General features: G+C 65.4%; 15 protein-coding genes and 1 pseudogene. 8 read left to right on the top strand and 8 right to left on the bottom strand.

Annotated elements, in window-relative coordinates:
* Positions 1–46: 46 nt before the first annotated feature.
* The 3 genes and pseudogenes from AB4Y36_RS06170 to ppk2 all read left to right on the top strand — a co-directional run.
* Positions 47–700, top strand: a pseudogene (locus tag AB4Y36_RS06170) (FadR/GntR family transcriptional regulator); the annotation flags it as partial.
* 240 nt (positions 701–940) lie between these two features.
* Positions 941–1321, top strand: a complete 381-nt coding sequence (locus tag AB4Y36_RS06175) for a VOC family protein (protein ID WP_069261764.1) — start codon at positions 941–943, stop codon at positions 1319–1321.
* Positions 1322–1431: 110 nt separating this feature from the next.
* Positions 1432–2361, top strand: a complete 930-nt coding sequence (gene ppk2 / locus AB4Y36_RS06180) for a polyphosphate kinase 2 (RefSeq protein ID WP_256094475.1) — start codon at positions 1432–1434, stop codon at positions 2359–2361.
* A gap of 177 nt (positions 2362–2538) precedes the next feature.
* Here the strand turns inward: ppk2 and AB4Y36_RS06185 are convergent, their stop codons facing one another.
* On the bottom strand, positions 2539–4128 hold the full coding sequence (locus tag AB4Y36_RS06185) for an inorganic phosphate transporter (protein ID WP_069261766.1): 1590 nt from the start codon (positions 4126–4128) through the stop codon (positions 2539–2541).
* 168 nt (positions 4129–4296) lie between these two features.
* Here AB4Y36_RS06185 and AB4Y36_RS06190 point away from each other — a divergent pair, with 168 nt between their 5' ends.
* Complete coding sequence (locus AB4Y36_RS06190; RefSeq protein WP_368616680.1) at positions 4297–5922, top strand: diguanylate cyclase; 1626 nt, start codon at positions 4297–4299, stop codon at positions 5920–5922.
* A 43-nt stretch (positions 5923–5965) separates the two neighbouring features.
* On the opposite strand, the gene AB4Y36_RS06195 is transcribed toward AB4Y36_RS06190, so the two are convergent.
* On the bottom strand, positions 5966–6370 hold the full coding sequence (locus tag AB4Y36_RS06195) for a helix-turn-helix domain-containing protein (RefSeq protein WP_028202557.1): 405 nt from the start codon (positions 6368–6370) through the stop codon (positions 5966–5968).
* 803 nt (positions 6371–7173) lie between these two features.
* Between AB4Y36_RS06195 and AB4Y36_RS06200 the strand changes: the two genes are divergently transcribed.
* Positions 7174–7572, top strand: coding sequence for a hypothetical protein (locus AB4Y36_RS06200; RefSeq protein WP_069261888.1), 399 nt, complete (start codon positions 7174–7176; stop codon positions 7570–7572).
* A gap of 59 nt (positions 7573–7631) precedes the next feature.
* Positions 7632–8258 carry a hypothetical protein gene (locus AB4Y36_RS06205; protein ID WP_368682551.1) on the top strand — a complete coding sequence of 209 codons (627 nt, stop codon included), beginning with the start codon at positions 7632–7634 and terminating at the stop codon, positions 8256–8258.
* Positions 8259–8283: 25 nt separating this feature from the next.
* Here the strand turns inward: AB4Y36_RS06205 and AB4Y36_RS06210 are convergent, their stop codons facing one another.
* The 5 genes from AB4Y36_RS06210 to AB4Y36_RS06230 form a co-directional block, all read right to left on the bottom strand.
* The gene (locus tag AB4Y36_RS06210; protein ID WP_245623541.1) at positions 8284–8529 is read right to left on the bottom strand and encodes a DUF2964 family protein; all 246 of its coding nucleotides are present in this window, start codon (positions 8527–8529) and stop codon (positions 8284–8286) included.
* A 320-nt stretch (positions 8530–8849) separates the two neighbouring features.
* Entirely contained in the window at positions 8850–10292 is a 1443-nt protein-coding gene (gene fliD / locus AB4Y36_RS06215; protein WP_368682552.1) for a flagellar filament capping protein FliD, read from the bottom strand.
* A 157-nt stretch (positions 10293–10449) separates the two neighbouring features.
* Positions 10450–11043, bottom strand: coding sequence for a YigZ family protein (locus tag AB4Y36_RS06220; RefSeq protein ID WP_069261771.1), 594 nt, complete (start codon positions 11041–11043; stop codon positions 10450–10452).
* A gap of 800 nt (positions 11044–11843) precedes the next feature.
* On the bottom strand, positions 11844–12161 hold the full coding sequence (locus tag AB4Y36_RS06225) for a hypothetical protein (RefSeq protein WP_069261772.1): 318 nt from the start codon (positions 12159–12161) through the stop codon (positions 11844–11846).
* Between the two features lie 311 nt (positions 12162–12472).
* Positions 12473–14143 (bottom strand): acyl-CoA synthetase, encoded by a 1671-nt coding sequence (locus tag AB4Y36_RS06230; protein ID WP_368682553.1) that lies wholly within the window; start codon positions 14141–14143, stop codon positions 12473–12475.
* A gap of 173 nt (positions 14144–14316) precedes the next feature.
* Here AB4Y36_RS06230 and AB4Y36_RS06235 point away from each other — a divergent pair, with 173 nt between their 5' ends.
* Positions 14317–15069 (top strand): Crp/Fnr family transcriptional regulator, encoded by a 753-nt coding sequence (locus AB4Y36_RS06235; protein ID WP_368682598.1) that lies wholly within the window; start codon positions 14317–14319, stop codon positions 15067–15069.
* 119 nt (positions 15070–15188) lie between these two features.
* A complete protein-coding gene (locus AB4Y36_RS06240) occupies positions 15189–15545 on the top strand; it encodes a DUF4148 domain-containing protein (RefSeq protein WP_368682554.1) in 357 nt (118 codons plus the stop codon).
* A gap of 8 nt (positions 15546–15553) precedes the next feature.
* On the opposite strand, the gene AB4Y36_RS06245 is transcribed toward AB4Y36_RS06240, so the two are convergent.
* Positions 15554–17338 (bottom strand): peptidoglycan D,D-transpeptidase FtsI family protein, encoded by a 1785-nt coding sequence (locus tag AB4Y36_RS06245; RefSeq protein WP_368605721.1) that lies wholly within the window; start codon positions 17336–17338, stop codon positions 15554–15556.
* Between the last annotated feature and the right edge of the window lie 134 nt (positions 17339–17472).

The raw sequence follows: 17472 nt of genomic DNA on the forward strand, positions 1-17472 counted from the left end.
GACAATGAGGGACAGGGCAGTCGCGCGCGGGCGCGTGGAGACCGTGATGCGTCAGATGGAGACGTCGCTGCTCGACGGCACCTGGCGCGCGGGAGCGAAGCTGCCTTCCGAGCGCGTGCTCGCGATGGAATACGGCGTGGCGCGCAACACCGTGCGCGAGGCGATCCAGCGCCTGGCCGCGCGCGGCCTCGTGCAGAGCCGGCCGGGCGCGGGCGTATTCGTCACTGACCAGTTGCGCACGGGCTTTGCTTCGCCGTGGGGGCAGCTCGTGGCCGATCATCCGGCCTTGCGTGAAGACATCCTCGAATTTCGCCGCGTGCTGGAAGGCGCGACGGCGTATTTTGCGGCGCTGCGCGCGAGCGACGAGGATCTCGAGCGTATTCGCGCGCTCATGCAGGAACTGGAGCGCACGCGCGAAGTGGACGACAAAGCCGCCGAAGCCGATACCGATGCGAAGCTGCACGAAGTGATCGCGCAGGCCTCGCACAACGCGATGTTTCTGCACTTGCACACGAGCGTGCTGGGCGTGCTGCGCGAGCACATCACGATCAACGGCACGGGGCTGCGCGTGCAGAACGAAGACGCGCCGGACCAGTTGCTGCTGCAGCACCGCACGCTGTGCGACGCGATCGTTGCGCGGCGTCCCGAGGAGGCGCGCACGGCGATGCAGACGCACATCGACTTCGTGCGCACGCGGGTGGGAGAGGAGATCGGCTGGCAGGAAATTGGTCCAACCAGTGACGATGCGCCGCGCGCCGCGCCAGCGGCTGCGCAGGCGGCCAAGCCGGCGCGCAAAGCCGCGCGCAAGGTGGCGGGCGGCAGAGAGAAAACGCCAGTGGGCCGTGCCGGGCGCGCGAACGCTGCTAAAGTCGGCTGATCGGGCCGACGGGCCTCATTCCGGGCCGCAGGCAGTCCCTGGCCGCATGAGCAGGAGGAGCAGATGAACGAACGCGCCGCGCAAATCGTAGCGTTGAGCGCCGTGACGCTGACCGTCAGCGACATCGCGCGGTCGGTGCCCTTTTACGAGGCACTCGGCTTCGAGCGGAGAGACGGGCCGGCGGTGCCGGGCTTCGCGTCGTTCGAACTGGGCGGCGCGGCCGGCGTCTGCTATCTGAACCTGCTGGAGGGACCGCACGGCGCCGTGAACGGCTGGGGCCGCGTGGTCCTCCACGTCGCCGACGTGGACGCGTTCTACGCCCATGCACTGGCCGCGGGCGCGAAGCCCGAATTCGCACCGCGCGACGCGCCATGGGGCGAGCGCTATTTCCATCTCGTCGATCCGGACGGCCACGAGCTGAGCTTCGCCAGGCCGCTTACCTGAGCCGCCGCAATGCATTTGAAATATTCGTGACACTCGCTGCGCCGATAGTGGCGCGAGTTGACAGCATATCGACCAAGGAGAGAGTCGCCATGAATGAACTGGACCGCACGATGGATGCCGAACAACGGGATGCGCAAGAGCAGGAGGCCGAACTGCATCGTCGTCGGCGTCTGGATGAAGAGCTCATCGACGCCTATGACGAAGAGCTCGAGATGGAGGTCGACGACCGGCTGCAGGAAAGCGGTCTGCAGATCAGCGACGAGGCGCGTGCGCTGCGCCGCGTCTATTTCCGCGAGCTGATCCGCCTGCAGGGCGAACTCGTGAAGATGCAGGACTGGATCGTGAGCACGGGGCACCGGCTCGTCGTGATCTTCGAGGGACGCGACGCGGCGGGCAAGGGCGGTGTCATCAAGCGCATCACGCAGCGGCTGAACCCGCGCATGTGCCGCGTGGCGGCGCTGCCTGCGCCGAACAACCGCGAGCGCACGCAATGGTATTTCCAGCGCTACGCGCAGCATCTGCCCGCGGGCGGCGAGATGGTGCTGTTCGATCGCAGCTGGTACAACCGCGCAGGCGTGGAACGCGTGATGAACTTCTGCACCGACGACGAATACGAAGAGTTCTTTCGCTCCGTGCCCGAGTTCGAAAAGATGCTCGTGAGGAGTGGCATTCAGATCGTCAAGTACTGGTTCTCGATCACCGACGACGAGCAGGAAGTGCGCTTCCAGAGCCGCATCGACGATCCGCTCAAGCAGTGGAAGCTCTCGCCGATGGACCTCGAAAGCCGCCGCCGCTGGGAGGCCTACACGCACGTGAAGGAAGTGATGCTGCAGCGCTCGCACATTCCCGAGGCGCCGTGGTGGGTCGTGCAGGGCGTGGACAAGAAGCGCGCGCGCCTGAACTGCATTCACCACTTGCTGAGCCAGGTGCCGTATCACGAGATCGAGCACCCGCAGGTCACGCTGCCGGCGCGCGTGCATCATCCGGATTACATTCGCCAGCCGGTGCCGCAGGACATGATCATTCCGGAAATTTATTGAGGGGTTGGCCGCTTTCGTTCTGAGCGAGGGCAAGCGACGATTTTGGGATGCCCCTGGCGCAGTAACAGCGTGCGGCAAGACGCTGAAAATCTCGATCGTCTGAACGCAGGCGCACGAAGCAAAAAATAAGCCGCGCTCCCCTCCCAGGGAGCGCGGCTTTTCTCTGGCCTTTCGTACTCAGAACACGTGCTTGAACACCCAATAGAGCGCGCCAGCCAGCACGATCGAAGCGGGCAGCGTGAGCACCCATGCCATCACGAGGCTGCGCACCGTATTCCATTGCAGGCCCGAGCCGTTCGCGGCCATCGTGCCCGCCACGCCCGAGGAGAGCACGTGCGTGGTCGAGACCGGCAGACCGTACACGTCCGCCGCGCCGATCGTCACCATCGCCACGACCTCCGCGCAGCCGCCCTGGCCGTAGGTCAGGTGCTGTTTGCCGATGCGCTCGCCCACCGTCACCACGATGCGCTTCCAGCCCACCATCGTGCCGAGCCCCAGCGCGATCGCCACGGCCACCTTCACCCATGTCGGGATGAATTTCGTCGCGTGGTCGATCTGGCTGCGGAAGTTGTTGATGGACTTCAGGTCGTCGGCCGAGAAGGGCACCGCCTTCTGTTTATCGAGCAGGCGGATCGCCTCGGAAATCACGTACATGTTGTTGCGCACGTTATCGACGACCGATTGCGGCACTGCCGCGAGCGAGCCGTAACCGCGCACCTGCTCGGTCACCTGGTTCGACAGCGCGGCAAGCGCGGGCACCGTCGTGCTCGACAGGGCGCGGCGGCCGATGAAGCGTTCCACTTCGGCGCGCGGATCGGCGGGCGCGGCCACGCCGTTCGTATAGCGCTCGAGCGCGCGCGTGGCGTCGTGCGCGACGGCGATGAAAGTCTGCGTCTGTTCGGCCGTGACGGCGCGGTTCAGCGCGTAGGCCGTGGGCACCGTGCCGATCAGGATCAGCATGATGAGGCCCATGCCCTTCTGGCCGTCGTTGGAGCCGTGCGCGAACGACACGCCCGTGCACGTGAGGATCAGCAGCGCGCGGATCCAGAACGGCGGCGGCTCCTTGCCCTTCGGCTCCGCGTAGAGCTCGGGCACGCGCACGACGGCCTTGAGGATGAGCAGCAGCAGGCCGGCCAGCAAAAAGCCGACGATCGGCGAAAACAGCAGCGACTTGCCCACGCCGAGCGCCTGGCTCCAGTCCACGCCGCTGGTGCCATTCGCGCCGTGCATGAGCTGGTTCATGAGGCCCACGCCGATGATCGAGCCGATCAGCGTATGCGAGCTCGACGAAGGCAGGCCGAAGTACCACGTGCCCAGGTTCCAGATGATCGCGGCAATGAGCAGAGCGAACACCATGGCGAAGCCCGCGCTGCTGCCCACCTGCAGGATCAGCTCCACAGGCAGCAGTTGCAGGATGCCGAAGGCCACCGCGCCGGTGGAGGTGAGCACGCCGAGGAAATTCCACGCGCCCGACCACATCACGGCGATATTGGGCGAAAGCGAGTGCGTATAGATGACGGTTGCGACCGCATTCGCGGTATCGTGGAAGCCGTTCACGAACTCGAAGCCGAGCGCGATCAGGAGCGCGATGCCGAGCAGGATCCAGGGCATCGCCGAGCTTTCGCGCACCGGCGAGAGGTCGTCGGCGAGATGCATCCCCACGTACACGGCGCCTGCGGCGATGACGACGAGGAAGGCGAGCAGGCTGGCGTTGCGCCCGCGTGCGGGGGCGGTGCCCGGTTGCGGTGACAGGGAAAATTCTGGCATGGCAGGCGGGCTCCTGGGGGAGGGAGTGGGCAAAGGTTTCGCCTCCGATCGTGAACTGCCCAGGTGTCCGTTTGATGACGGATTCGTGCCAGCCATGCCCGATGCATGCCCGACAGACCGGCGCTCCTTCGAATCGCGCCGTCAGCAGTCAGCAAGAGGATTGCGCAGATGCCAAAACGGGTTCTTTCGCTGCGTCTTCTGGTGCACCGCTGGGCCCACGGGCGGGCGAAGGCGGCGACGCGCCTGATCGGCAACTATCCCTTCTTCGCGGGGCTTTCCGGCACGCTCGTCGCGACGGTGATGGCGATCCTCACCTACGCGGCGCTCTACGAGGGCCGTGCCGAGGAGTTGCGCCACGCGCAGGAGAATTCGCGCAACCTCGTGCAGCTCATCAGCAACGACATTGCGCGCAACGTCGAGATCTACGACCTGTCGCTACAGGCCGTGGTACAGGCGGCGCAGCAGCCGCAGACCTGGAGCATGCCCGAGGCGCTGCGCCAGCGCGTGCTGTTCGACCGGGCGACGGCGGCGTCGAGGCTGGGCGGCGCCTATGTGATCGACGCCGCGGGCCATGTGATAGCCTCGCACAGCAACGCCTTCGACGTTTCACCCGCCGGCATTTCGTTCGCCGACCGCGATTACTTCATCGCGCAACAGCGCGACCCGCATGCGGGCCTGTTCTTTTCGAAGCCGTTCCATTCCCGCCTGCGCGGCGGCGCGCTCACGATCGGCCTCACGCGCCGCATCAACGCGCCCGACGGCTCGTTCGCGGGCGTGGCGCTGCTCGGTGTGCGCCTCGACTATCTCGAGCAACTGCTCGAGCACATCGACCTGGGCCCCGGCGGCCATCTCTTCATTCTGATGCGCGACGGCACGTTGCTCGCGAGCAAGCCGCCCTCGATGCGCGGCGCCGGCTGGAGCTACGCGGACCTGCCGAATTTCGCGTTCTTTTCGCGTCGCGACGCCGGCACCTACACGTCGCACTCGGCAATCGACGGGGTCGAGCGCATCTACACCTTTGCGCATGTGGGCAACTCGCCGTTCATCGTCGTCGTGGCGCCCGCCGTGGGGGACGTGCTCGCCGGCTGGCGGCGGCGCAGCTATATCGCCCTCGTGATGACGACGGTGTTCGGCGGCGCGTGGGTCGCGGTGTCGTGGATGCTCGCCTTCGCGCTGCGCGACAAGGTGGTGGCCGAGGGCAAGCTCGTGCGTCTCGCGGTGACCGACCCGCTCACGGGTCTTGCGAACCGCCGCGCGCTCGACAGCCGTCTCGCGGAGGAATGGCATCACGCGGTGCGCGAACGCACGCCGCTTTCCGTGCTGTTTTTCGACATCGACCACTTCAAGCTCTTCAACGACACCTACGGGCACGCCGCCGGCGACGAGGTGCTGGTGTTCGTGGCCGGGCGCATCGCTGCAGGATCGCGGCGCGCAACCGATCTCGCCGCACGCTTTGGCGGCGAAGAGTTCGCGGTGGTGCTGCCGGGCACGGCGCTCGACGCCGCGACGCGCATGGCGGAAAAGATCCGCAAACGCATCGAGTCGGACAATCTCACGCTGAGTGGTACGCACCATGGGTGCGTGACGGTGAGCGCGGGGTGTGCGAGCTGCAATCCGCCGGAGGGCGGCAGCGGCGCGAAGCTGCTGGCCGCCGCCGACCGCCTGCTCTACGAGGCCAAGGAAGCGGGCCGCAATCAGGTCCGGTCGCAGCAATGGACGGGCGATGGGGCACAGCCGCTGGTGGATTCCGAAGCCGGAAGCCGAGGCCGCGATGCACCCGCAACGCGAGGCTGAGGCGCGCCGGCTTTCGTGCGGCGCGCGACGCCCGCCATGCCGTTCAGCGCGCAGACTTCGACAGCCGGTGGCCGAGGCCGAGGTTCGAGACGATCTGCCAGGTATAGACGCGCGAATAGTGCACGCCGAACTGGCGGCCGATCAGCTCGCGCACGCGGCTGTTGGTCCACGCATCGCTCGCAAAGCCGTGCTCTCGCGCGGAGCCATGCAGGGCGCTCGCGATCCAGCCTAGCGCGGCCTGATCGAGCACTGAAGGCCGGCCGCCCACGCTCATCTGCTGGAGCGCTGCAAGGCCGCCGTCCTCGACGATGGACTTGTAGCGCCTCACCGTCTGGGCGGAAAGGTGGAGTGAGTCGGCGACGCTATTCACGGTCGCGCCTTCCATCAACATCTGGCCGGCGGCCATTCTTCTCGCGACGCTCGGCAGGTTCTCGGTTCGGGTAAGCATGTGTTCACTCGTCGACGAAAGATTCCGGACACGCGGCATTGCGGATGTGCCGCTCCTGTAACCCTTCCTGCAAGCGGGTCTTGTCGCTTGCCATGGACCCGGCGCCGGTGCGGTGACGCGGGGGTCATGACGGACGGCGAAATCGACGCCCGGTGAAGGGCGCTTGTTGCGAAACGCCTCGGTGTTCCGCAGCGGATATTAATAATTGTTTTTGTAGGGAATGTGTATAGCTAGCGGAAAAATAGTCTGCTTGACTTGTGGATAATCCTGAACTAATGGAAAAAACAACCGACTCGCGTGTGTCAACAATGGGTGCCGCCATTTCGCACGGACTCCGCAATGCGAAGTTTGCTCCCATTGCAACCAGTTAACCTGACTTAATTGCTCAAACATTGGAAAGCAACACTTTTCCTTGTTTTGTATGACTAAATCGGTATTCAGCATATATTGAGTTGAAACGGTTTTATCCAAAATGAATTAATAGCGACGATGCACCTTTAGATGTTTGTTAGCGTTTTTGAGGTGCGCGGCAAAAAATGGCAGGGTCCAGCGCGGGTGATGACGGCTATGGAGCAATTTCAGGGAGTGATTTCGCTTTTTTGTGCAGAATGGTTTTCGCAAACATTTCGAATCGATTGCAATGCAGATTGGATTCGAATGAACGAATGCAGAATGCCGGATTCGCCGCGCAGCGTATCGCGTGGCGAAACGGGTCCCTGAATCCCTCGGGCCGCCAAATGCGTCCGTGCGTTTCGTCAAACGACGCGCGGCCTGGGCGGCGGCCCGCTTTCTGGCCGCTGCGGATGAATCAAGAACTCGACGAAAAGGTAGGTCGTTTGTTGCGCCGCGCTGCGAGCCGGCGCTCGCTCGTGCCGTACGGTGCGTTTCATGCCCTGTTCGCGGGCGACGTGCCGTTGCGGGTGCGTTACGAAAAGCTCGAAGCGGCCGCGGCCGCGTTGTGCGCGCCGCACGAGGCCGACTATGCCTCGCTGCTCTCGACCGATTCGGGCCTGCCCGGCCCGGACTTCTATACGCGCTTCAAGCGCTTGCATACCGAGCGCTATTACGAAACGCTCGGCGCGGACCGGCACCGCATGCTGCGGCTTGCCGAAAAGCGCCAGCTCGCCAACGAGGAACGTGAGCGTGTGTATGCCCATTACCTGCGCTGTGCGGCCGAAGAAGCCTGCATGAACAGCGCTTGATGCGTGCGAGCGGCGCCATGCCGCTCTCTTGCCATTCACGATCCACACAAGGAGGCTTCATGTCCACGCGCTACCATTCGTCCGCGCCGCTGCTCGGCGCCATACTCGTGCTTGCCCTCGGCGTGTCGCCGCATGTACCGCTGTTTGCGCAGACGGCGTCCGATGCCGCGCCCGGGAGTGCGCCCGGGAGTGCGCCCAACGCCGCGCTGCAGATCGGCGAGGTGCAGACCACGGCGACCGTCGTGAGCATCGACGCGGCCACCAACTCGGTCACGCTGCGTGGCGCGCGCCGCAACCTGGTGACGGTCGCCGTCGATCCCGCAGTCGGCGATGTGAGCAAGCTCAAGCCCGGCGATCATGTGAACATCCTCTACAAGGAGGCGTTGCTGCTGCGTGCCGAAAAGCTGGCTACGAGGGGCATCCGCTCGCGCGTCGATACGGTCGCGACCACGCCCGCTTCCGGTGGCATGACGGCGACGGCGCGTAGCGTGCAGGTGATCGCGACGGTGGAGAAGATCGACCGCAAGAGCCGCAAGGTAGCGCTGCGCGGACCGAACCGCACGGTCGTGGTGGTGGCGCCGCCGGACGTGCCGCTCGAATCGATCAAGGTGGGCGACAGCATTCGCGCCGACTACGTGGGCGCGACCGCCGTGCATGTCACGCGCGACGGCCAGAACCTGCAGTGAGGCAGCGACGCCCGGGCGGCGTGCGTTAGTCGGCGCGATTGCGGTCGCGCACGAGGATCGACACGTAGATCGCCGTGCAGACGATGATGACGGCCACGCCGGCAATCACCTTCTGGTGGTCGAAGTTGATGAGCCCGACCACCGCGATGGCGATGCCGGCGGCAGAGCCGAGCGTGCCCATTGCGGCCACGAAAATGCGCACCTTGCTCCAGACGCGATGGCGCCGCTCGGGACCTGCGCCTTCCATAAACCGATGCAGTCGATCAAACATGGCGGCTCTTCCGGGTTGGGTAGAAGACGGTCATGCGGGCGCGAATGACTGCGCGGCGCGGACCAGATCAAGTATAGCCAGCCCATTATTACGCGTTCTTTCCATTGCCTGCGCGCTCACGCGCCGGAATTCCCGATCGTTTTTTGCGCGCGTTTAAGTTTGTCTTAATTTTGGCTCGCCATGATGGAGCGGTCGGGTCGATTCGATAGTTCGATTCGCGGTTGTTCTTCACGTCCCCTGTTGGCCGCCGATTCACTCGGCGGCCTTTTTTTTCGTCTGCCGTCGACGTTTGCTAGCGTCGATCACCGCGCATTCAAGCCTTATTTGTGATTCGTCGCGAGGGCGCCCGCGCTGTTTGCACCGCCAAAGAGCTGTGTCAGATATTGCTGGTTGTTGTTCATGATCGACATGAGGTTATTGAGCGCGGTGAACTGGCGGTTGAATTTTGCAGTGAGCTGGGTTGCGCGCACATCGAGCATCGACGACTGCTTTTTGATGTCGTCGAGTTCCTTGTTGATGGCCGTGCTGCGCCGCTCGATGATGCCGCTCGACTGCACGTAAGGCGTAATGGCGCTGTTGAGCTTCGTGGTCAGGCCGCCGCTGCCGAACAGCGCCGCAATCGCACTGTTGCCCGGTTGCAGCGCCTTCTTGAACGTCTCGTCGTCGATCTCGAGCTTCCCGCTCTTGTCGAGCTTGATGCCGATCTCGCCCAGCGAATGGGTCACGCCGTCGCTGCCCTTCACGCCCGCCGAAACGAGCGCCGGCAGACTCGCCGCGAGGGTGCGCGCGATCGAGTCGCCGAGCAGCGCGCCTGCCTGCGCGCTCGTCGAACCGGTTGCGGCCGTATAGGAGGTCAGCCCGTTCAGGGCATCGACGTAACTGTTGTACGCCTTCACGAAGTCGCGGATGGATGTGCCCGTCGCTTCGGTGTCGGGAGCGACGGTGAGCGTTTGCTTCGTGCCCACCGAGGCGCTTGCAAGCTTGATCGTGATGTCGCTCACCACGCCCTCGAGGGTGTTGCTCGCGCTCGTGACGCGCGTGCCGTCGATGCGCAGCTCGGCGTCGCCGGCTGCCTCGACTTCGCGCATCTGCGAGGAAGCGAGCCGCGTGTCGACGCCCGCGCCCGCCTGCACGTCGATCGCGTTGGCCGCGCCGGTCTTGTTCGCGGTCAGCACGAGGTGCTGGCCATCGGCGCCGTTGACGATCGACGCCGTGACGCCTGGGTTGTCCTTCGCCCGGTTGATCGTCGCGACGACGTCGGTGAGCTTGTTGCTGCCCGCAGCGATCGTCAGATGCATGGACTTGCCGCCCATCGCGATGTCGAGGCTGCCTCCCCCGAGCGTCTCGCCCGTGTCGAAGCTGTCCGAGGCGAGCTTATGCGCTGTCGCGAGGCGATCGACTTCGACCGTGAAGCTGCTCGCCACGGCGTTCTTGCCGGCCACCGCGCTCAAGCCCTTGTCCTTCTCGCTCGTCGTGACGGTGAAGCGCTGCAGCGCGGCGCCGTCCTTGAACGGCTCGAGTGCGGTCTGGAGCGAAGCGAGCGCCGACTTCAGCGTGCCGAGCGCCGATAGCGTCGTGTTGCTGGCGGTCTGCTTCGCACTGAGGATGGCGCTCGGCCCCGCGATCTTCGCGTTGACGAGCGCCTTGACGAGCTGGTTGACGTCAAGTGCGGAGTTGGTCGCGCCGCTGATGATCGACTGGGCGGCGTCGCTCAGCGCGCTGTTCGCGCTGGCGGTCGTGGTGTTCGTGATCGTGCTTGCCATGAAAGAAGTCCGTTCGTTCTGGTGCGTCGAGTCGACGGAACGCGCGAATGCGCGGCCATGCTTTCATTACGGCAAGCTTTCATGAAACTTTATGAAAGAAATGAAAAGATTTTGAAAAGTGCGCGATCGGCATTGCGGCGGCAGCCAGCCGCCCGCCTCAGACGGGCTCGGGGAAGCCCGAGCGGCCTTGCGTGAGATCGGTGAGCGTGGTGCGCGCGGCGTCCACGGCGGTGGCGGGCAACTGGATCGTGAGGCGGACCGTCATGGTGTACTGGCTTTCCACGAGCGTGAACTGCTCCTGGTCGATCCAGTGGCGCACGCGGGTTTCGTCGGGATAGCCGAGTTCGACGGTGAGGCGCGCCTGCGCAATGCGCTCGACGCGCTCGGCCCCCTGCAGGGCGCTGGCAATGGCGTCGGTATAGGCGCGCACGAGGCCGCCCGCGCCGAGCTTCACGCCGCCGTAATAGCGCACCACGGCGGCGAGTACGCCGTCCAGGTCGTGATGGCGCAGCACTTCGAGGATCGGGCGGCCGGCGGTGCCGGAGGGTTCGCCATCGTCGGACATGCCGGACTGGCCGCCCGCAAGCAGCGCCCAGCAAACGTGCGTGGCGGTGGGGTGTTCGTCGCGCAGACGGCGGATTTCGGCCATGGCCGCTTCGCGGTCGGCAACGGGAATGGCGTGCGCGATGAAGCGGCTCTTGCGGACATCGAGTGCCGCGGTGACGGGATGGGCGAGGGTGAAAGTTGGCACAAGCGGGTGGCACTGCTGGCGAAACCCCCATGTTAACCGATGCTCATGGGCCGGCTTTCGACGTCCGTCCCCATATCTTGCCAGTTTGCGTAATGGTTCTTTGCGCCGGATGCTAGTGACGCCCCGGCCTTCAGCCCGGATAATGCACGGCATGACGGATCTAGCTCTGGCTGGAGCGAAGCCGAACTCCTCATTCGGTGATCCGTCATCGTTCCTTCTCTCGCGGCGCCGCTGCATGTTCCGGCAGACGCGATTCTCCAAAGCACAGAAGCCAAAAAAATCCCCGGTCGGACTGTGTCACGACCGGGGGTCACAAGGCTCGCCTGTTCTCAAGAGGCAATCCCACCTTACGTCCGCAAAATTGCGGCCGCAATCGGAAAAAAAACCTGGTGCGCGTGACACCCGAAGGGCGCTAGTGTTCTCATTCGCGCGCAAAAAAATCCCGGCCATCGCTGGCCGGGCAATGAGAATACACCGTGCGCTCCGGGGAACGAAACGCCCATCAACGTTACCCGCGCGCCGTGCGGCCGGCAACACTTCCGCATTACCTGCAATTACTGACATCTGCCTTTCCGGCCGCAGCCGGCGCGCGGGACGGCAGGCCGGATACGCCGTGTGGCGGGCATCGTGCTCGCATTGTTTCGCATGCCGAACGATATCCATGCGTTCGCACACGCGTGCTGAAGTAAGGCGCCGAAATGCGCCGAGGCCGGTCTCCCTTGAGGGAAGACCGGCCTCGGCGTGCCGCTTCAGGGGCCTCCAGCGAAGGCGGCCCCTGGATCACGCGCGCATCACGCGCATCAGTAACGCGGCGGGGGCGGCGGACGATGGTCGTCCTCGCGGTAGCGCGGGGGACCCGGATCGTGCGGGTGATGGTGCATCCACTCGTCGTGTTCCCAATAGCGGTGGCCGTCGTAATAACGGTTCTCGTGCCAGCCGATCGAGACGTGCGCGTCCACCGGCATCATGTGCGGTTGACCGTATTGCGGTGCCGATTCGGCACGCAGCCCATACGGTGCGGATTGAGCGAAGGCGCTCGATGCGCCCATCAATGCGCCGCCGGCGATCAGTGCTGCGGCGATGGCGCGGGCGGGGGTCTTCCAGCTCTTCGTGTTCATGAGTTACCTCCTCGTTGGTTGCGTCGTCAGTCACGCGGCATCGGGATGCCTTTGTGTTGCGACCACGGTTCAAAGCTTATCGGCCCGAAGCGGAGGAAAACGTGACCACTTGTAAGCTTTCGTTTCATACGATTCTTCATGCGAGAAAGGCTGCTTTGACAGTTGGCCCTTGATGCAGAAAGGATTAAGCGCCGCACCTGACAATCGCGACCGAGCCACAGGGGGTCGGGGTGTCAACTGACGTTACATTCAGGCCGCGCGGGCCGCCTGAATGCGTCACGTCTACCGGCCAGCAGGCCCCGATGTCGTTCTTACCGAGGTGTTTTCGGCGCGGGTGTTGCACCAGCCACGTCGATCGCGCTTTGCGAACCTAGTTGCGCGCGCAACTCATATTTCTGGATCTTGCCCGTGGCCGTGCGCGGCAGTTCGCCGAATCGCACGGCGCGTGGCACCTTGAAGTGCGCGAGAAAGAGCCGGCAGTGCGCGATGATTTCCTCGGCCGTGGCGCTCGCGCCGGGCCGCAGTTCGACGAACGCGCAAGGCACTTCGCCCCACTTCGAATCGGGCATCGCCACGACGGCGGCGAGCGCGACGGCCGGATGGCGATACAGCGTGTCTTCCACCTCGATACTCGAAATATTCTCGCCGCCCGAGATGATGATGTCCTTGCTGCGGTCGGTAATGCGCACGTAGCCGTCGGGCGTCATCACGCCGAGGTCGCCCGTGTGGAACCAGCCGCCGCGGAACGCCTCTTCCGTCGCGCGCTCGTTTTTCAAGTAGCCCTTCATGCAGATGTTGCCGCGGAACATGATCTCGCCGAGCGTTTCTCCGTCGGCGGGAACGGGCTCCATCGTCTGCGCATTGCGCACGCTGACGCCGCTTTGGAGGTGATAGCGCACGCCCTGGCGTGCGGCGAGGCGCGCCTGCTCCTCGTCGGGCAGCGTCTGCCAGCCCGCCTGTACCGCGCATACGGCAGCGGGGCCGTACACCTCGGTCAGACCATAGACATGCGTGAGTTCGATGCCGATCGCCTTCATCTTCGCGATCACGGCCGGCGCGGGCGGCGCGCCTGCCACCATCGTGCACACCGTGTGAGCGATGCCTTCGCGGTACTCTGCGGGTGCGTCGGCGAGCGCGCCCTGCACGATGGGCGCGCCGCAATAGTGCGTGACGCGCTCGCTGCGAATGAGGTCGAACACGAGCTTCGCGTCGAACTTGCGCAGGCACACGTTCACGCCCGCGCGCGCGGCGACGGTCCACGCAAAGCACCAGCCGTTGCAATGAAAGAGCGGCAGCGTCCAGAGATACACGGCGTGCTTGGGCATGTCCCATTCGAGGATATTGCTCACCGCGTTGAGATACGCGCCGCGATGGTGATAGACCACGCCCTTGGGGTCGCCCGTCGTGCCGGACGTGTAGTTCAGCGCAATGGCGTCCCATTCGTTGCGCGGCGGCTCCCAGGCGAACTCGGGATCGCCTTGCTCGAGGAACGCCTCGTAGTCGGTGGCGCGCGGGAAGTACTCGGGCTCCGCGGGCGCGATGTCGGCCACGCTGATGATCCTGAGGTTGGGGAATTCGAGCGCCGCGCGCTGCGCGAGCGCCGCGAATTCGGTATCGACGATCAACGCCTTCGCTTCGCCATGGCGCAGCATGAACAGCATGGTTGCGACATCGAGTCGCGTGTTGAGCGTGTTGAGCACCGCGCCGAGCATGGGCACGCCGAAGTGCGCCTCGACCATCGCGGGGATGTTGGGCAGCAGCACCGCCACGGTGTCGCCGCGGCCGATGCCCGCCTGCCCGAGCGCGCTTGCGAGTCGCCGCGTGCGCGCATAGGTTTCGCGCCAGTTGCGGCGGACGTCGCCGTGGACCACAGCCAGGCGCTCGCCATAGACCTCGGCGGCGCGGGCGATGAAATCGACCGGCGTGAGCGGCACATAATTGGCTTCGCGTTGCGCGAGCCCTTCTTCGTAGGGGTGCAACATGGCGGTGTCTCCGAACGGTTATTGGTGTGTCGATAGGATTCGCGCTACCGTAGCAGGGCCGCGCATGACAGTCTGTCGCCGGCGCGACAGAGCGGGCCGCGACGCACGGTCCGCCCGACAAGATCGACCCAAAGATTGACCTAACCCAGGAAAGCGCGATGTCGCAATCCATTATGCCCCCGGACGGGACACCGCCCGCCCGCGATTCTTGGCGCGAAGGCGAGCGCATCGACGCCGCCAACGCCGCGCGTCTTGCCTCGCTGTTCGAGCGCTACGCGTGGTTCCGCGGGCTCGCGCCCGAGCATCGCGAGTGGGTGCTGGCGTCGTCGCATGCGCAGGGCTATGCCGCGGGCGCGATCGTCGCCGCGCGCGAAGCGCCCTCCGACTGGTGGCTCGGCGTGAGTTCCGGCCTCGTGAAGCTGGCGATCTTTAATGCATCGGGGCGCGGCTGCACGTTTTCGGGCGTGCCGCACGGCGGCTGGTTCGGCGAGGGCAGCGTGATCAAGCGCGAGCCGCGCAAGTACGACGTGATCGCGCTGCAGCCGTCGCTCGTCATGGCCGTCGCCACCGAGACGTTCCACCGGCTCATGGACTGCAGCCTGCCGTTCAACCGCTTCGTGATCCATCAGCTCAACAACCGCATGGGCGAGTTCATCGCGTTGATCCAGAACAGCCGCTTGCTCGACGTCGATGCACGCGTCGCGCAGTCGCTCGCGCAGATGTTCAATCCCGATCTTTATCCCGAGACGGGGCGGGCGCTCGACATCTCGCAGGAGGAGATCGGCATGCTGGCGGGCGCGTCGCGTCAACGGATCAATCAGGCCCTGCAGACGCTCGAGCGCCAGGGGCTCGTCGCGCTCTCGTACAACCGCGTGGACGTGCTCGATCTCGACGGGCTGCGCGCATTTGGCCGCGACCAGATCTGAGGACCGCAGAACTCCTTATCAATCTTGCGAGGAATGGAAGACTCTCTCCCTCGCTAGCCGGTTTTTACGCATGGCCGCGCTGCGTAGACTTTGCTCATCGAATTCATACGGAGAGCATGGTGAGAAACGCAATGCTGCGCGCGGCGCTGGTGTCGATGATGGCGATCGTTCCGGCGGTCTCGTTCGGTCAATCCACCGGCACGCACAACGGTCCGGTGACGCGGGCCCAGGTGCTGCAGGAATTGGTCGATCTGGAGTCGGTGGGCTACAACCCGGCTTCGGCGAACGATGCCACGTATCCGGAAGATGTGCAGAGCGCCATGCGCCGGCTCGCCGAAAAGCGCGCCAACGAAGCGCGTCTGGCGCAGGAGCAGGTCGCGCAATCGGGTTACGGCGCGCCGCCCGCACCCAATGCAGAAGCGGGGGCGCCCGCCGTGTCGGGCAGCGAGCCGCCGCCCGCGTATCGCCACCATTGATTGCGGCGCTAACCGCGCCCTGAGCCGGCCCGGGTGCCGCTGGCACCCTTGGCGCTCTCGGGGCCGGCCGCGACATCGGGCGGCACGCCGAGCAACTGGAGTGTGCCGGCCGTCACACCCGAAAATACCGGCCCCGCAACCGTGCCGCCATAAAATGCCTTGCCCGCCGGATCGTCGATCATGACCGCGACGATCACGCGCGGCGCGCTCATCGGCGCCATGCCGACGAACAGCGCCCGATAGCGGTTCTTCGCATAGCCCGCGCCGATCTGCTTGCGCGCTGTGCCGGTCTTGCCGCCCACCCGATAGCCTTCCACATTCGCGGCGCGCCCCGTGCCGCCGTCGCTCGTCGCCATCTCCAGCATCTTGCGCATGGCGGCGGCCGTGGCCGGCGTCGTGACCGCGCGCGCCGCCGACGCGGAGGCACCGCCCGCGCCGGCCGGCGCTTCGCGCAGGAGTGCGGCCGGATGCAGCGTGCCGTCGCCGGCGTAGGCCGTGTAGATCTGCGCCATCTGCAATAGCGATGTGGACAGGCCGTAGCCATATGCCATCGTCGCCTGCTCGATGGGGCGCCAGCGCGCCCACGGCCGCACGCGGCCCGGCGCCGCGCCCGGGAACGTGACGCCGGGCCGCTGCCCGAGCCCGTACTCCTGGTACTTGTCCCAGATCGTTTGCGCGGGAAGGTTCAGCGCGAGCTTGGCGAGCGCGATGTTGCTCGACTTCTGGATCGCCTCCGCCACAGTCATGCGGCCATGATTCGAGGTGTCGTGAATCGTCGCGGGGCCGATGCGGTACGTGCCCGGCGAGGTGTCGATGAGCGTGTTCGCGTTGACCTTGTGCAGGTCCATCGCCAGCGAAACGACCACGGGCTTGATGGTCGAGCCGGGCTCGAACGTGTCGACCACGGCGCGGTTGCGCAGCTGCTTGCCCGTGAGCCGCGCGCGGTCGTTCGGATCGAACGACGGCCAGTTCGCGAGCGCGAGGATTTCGCCGTTCTGCGCGTCGAGCACGACGACGCTGCCCGCTTCCGCATGATTCTTCGCCACGGCCGCCTTGAGCTGCGTGTACGCGAGCTGCTGCACGCGGCGGTCGATGGTGAGCTGCACGGTGTCGCCGTTGCGCGGCTGCACGCGCTCGCTCGGCTCCGAAACGACGCGCCCGAGCCGGTCGCGGATCACCTCGCGCTGGCCCGGCGTGCCGCGCAGGCGTGCGTTCGCGGCGAGTTCCACGCCTTCCTGGCCGGCGTCTTCGATATCGGTGAAGCCCACCACGTGCGCCGCCGATTCACCTTCGGGGTAATAGCGCTTCGAGTCGGCGATCAGGGTGATGCCGCCCATGCCCATCTCGTCGATGTGCGCGGCGGTGTCGGCGTCCACCTGGCGCTTGAGCAGCACGAAGGAGCGGTCGCCGGCAACGCGCCGGTCCAGTTCCGCGAGCGGCATGTCGAGCAGGCGCGCGAGCGGCGTGTGCGCGGCGGCATCGAGAAGCCGCGGATTCACCCAGACTTCGAAAGTCGCAAGGCTCACGGCTAGCAGCGCGCCGTTGCGGTCGACGATGCGCCCGCGCATCGCGTCGAGCTCCAGCGTGCGCTGGTAGCGCTTTTGGCCCTGCTTCACGTAAAAGCCGTGATTGGCGACCTGAATCCAGAACGCGCGCCCGGCCAGCGCTGCAAAGGCCGCGAAGGTGATGAACACGATGAACTTCGAGCGCCACGCGGGCAGGCGCGGCGCAAGCATCGGGTGACGGGTCGCGGTGGCGTGCGGGTCGCGCGGCGGTTTCCTGGAACGGATCATCGGCAAGGCGGGGTGGAAGGCAGAATCACATTGTAAACATGATGTAATTGAATTGAAATGATGGGTGCGCACGGCCGCGAGGCAATTGGGCGCGCGAGCGGTGCAGGGGAGCGGGGGAGGCGCAAAGCGAACCG

The organism is Paraburkholderia sp. BR10936 (assembly GCF_040965735.1).
Lineage (GTDB): Bacteria > Pseudomonadota > Gammaproteobacteria > Burkholderiales > Burkholderiaceae > Paraburkholderia > Paraburkholderia nodosa_A.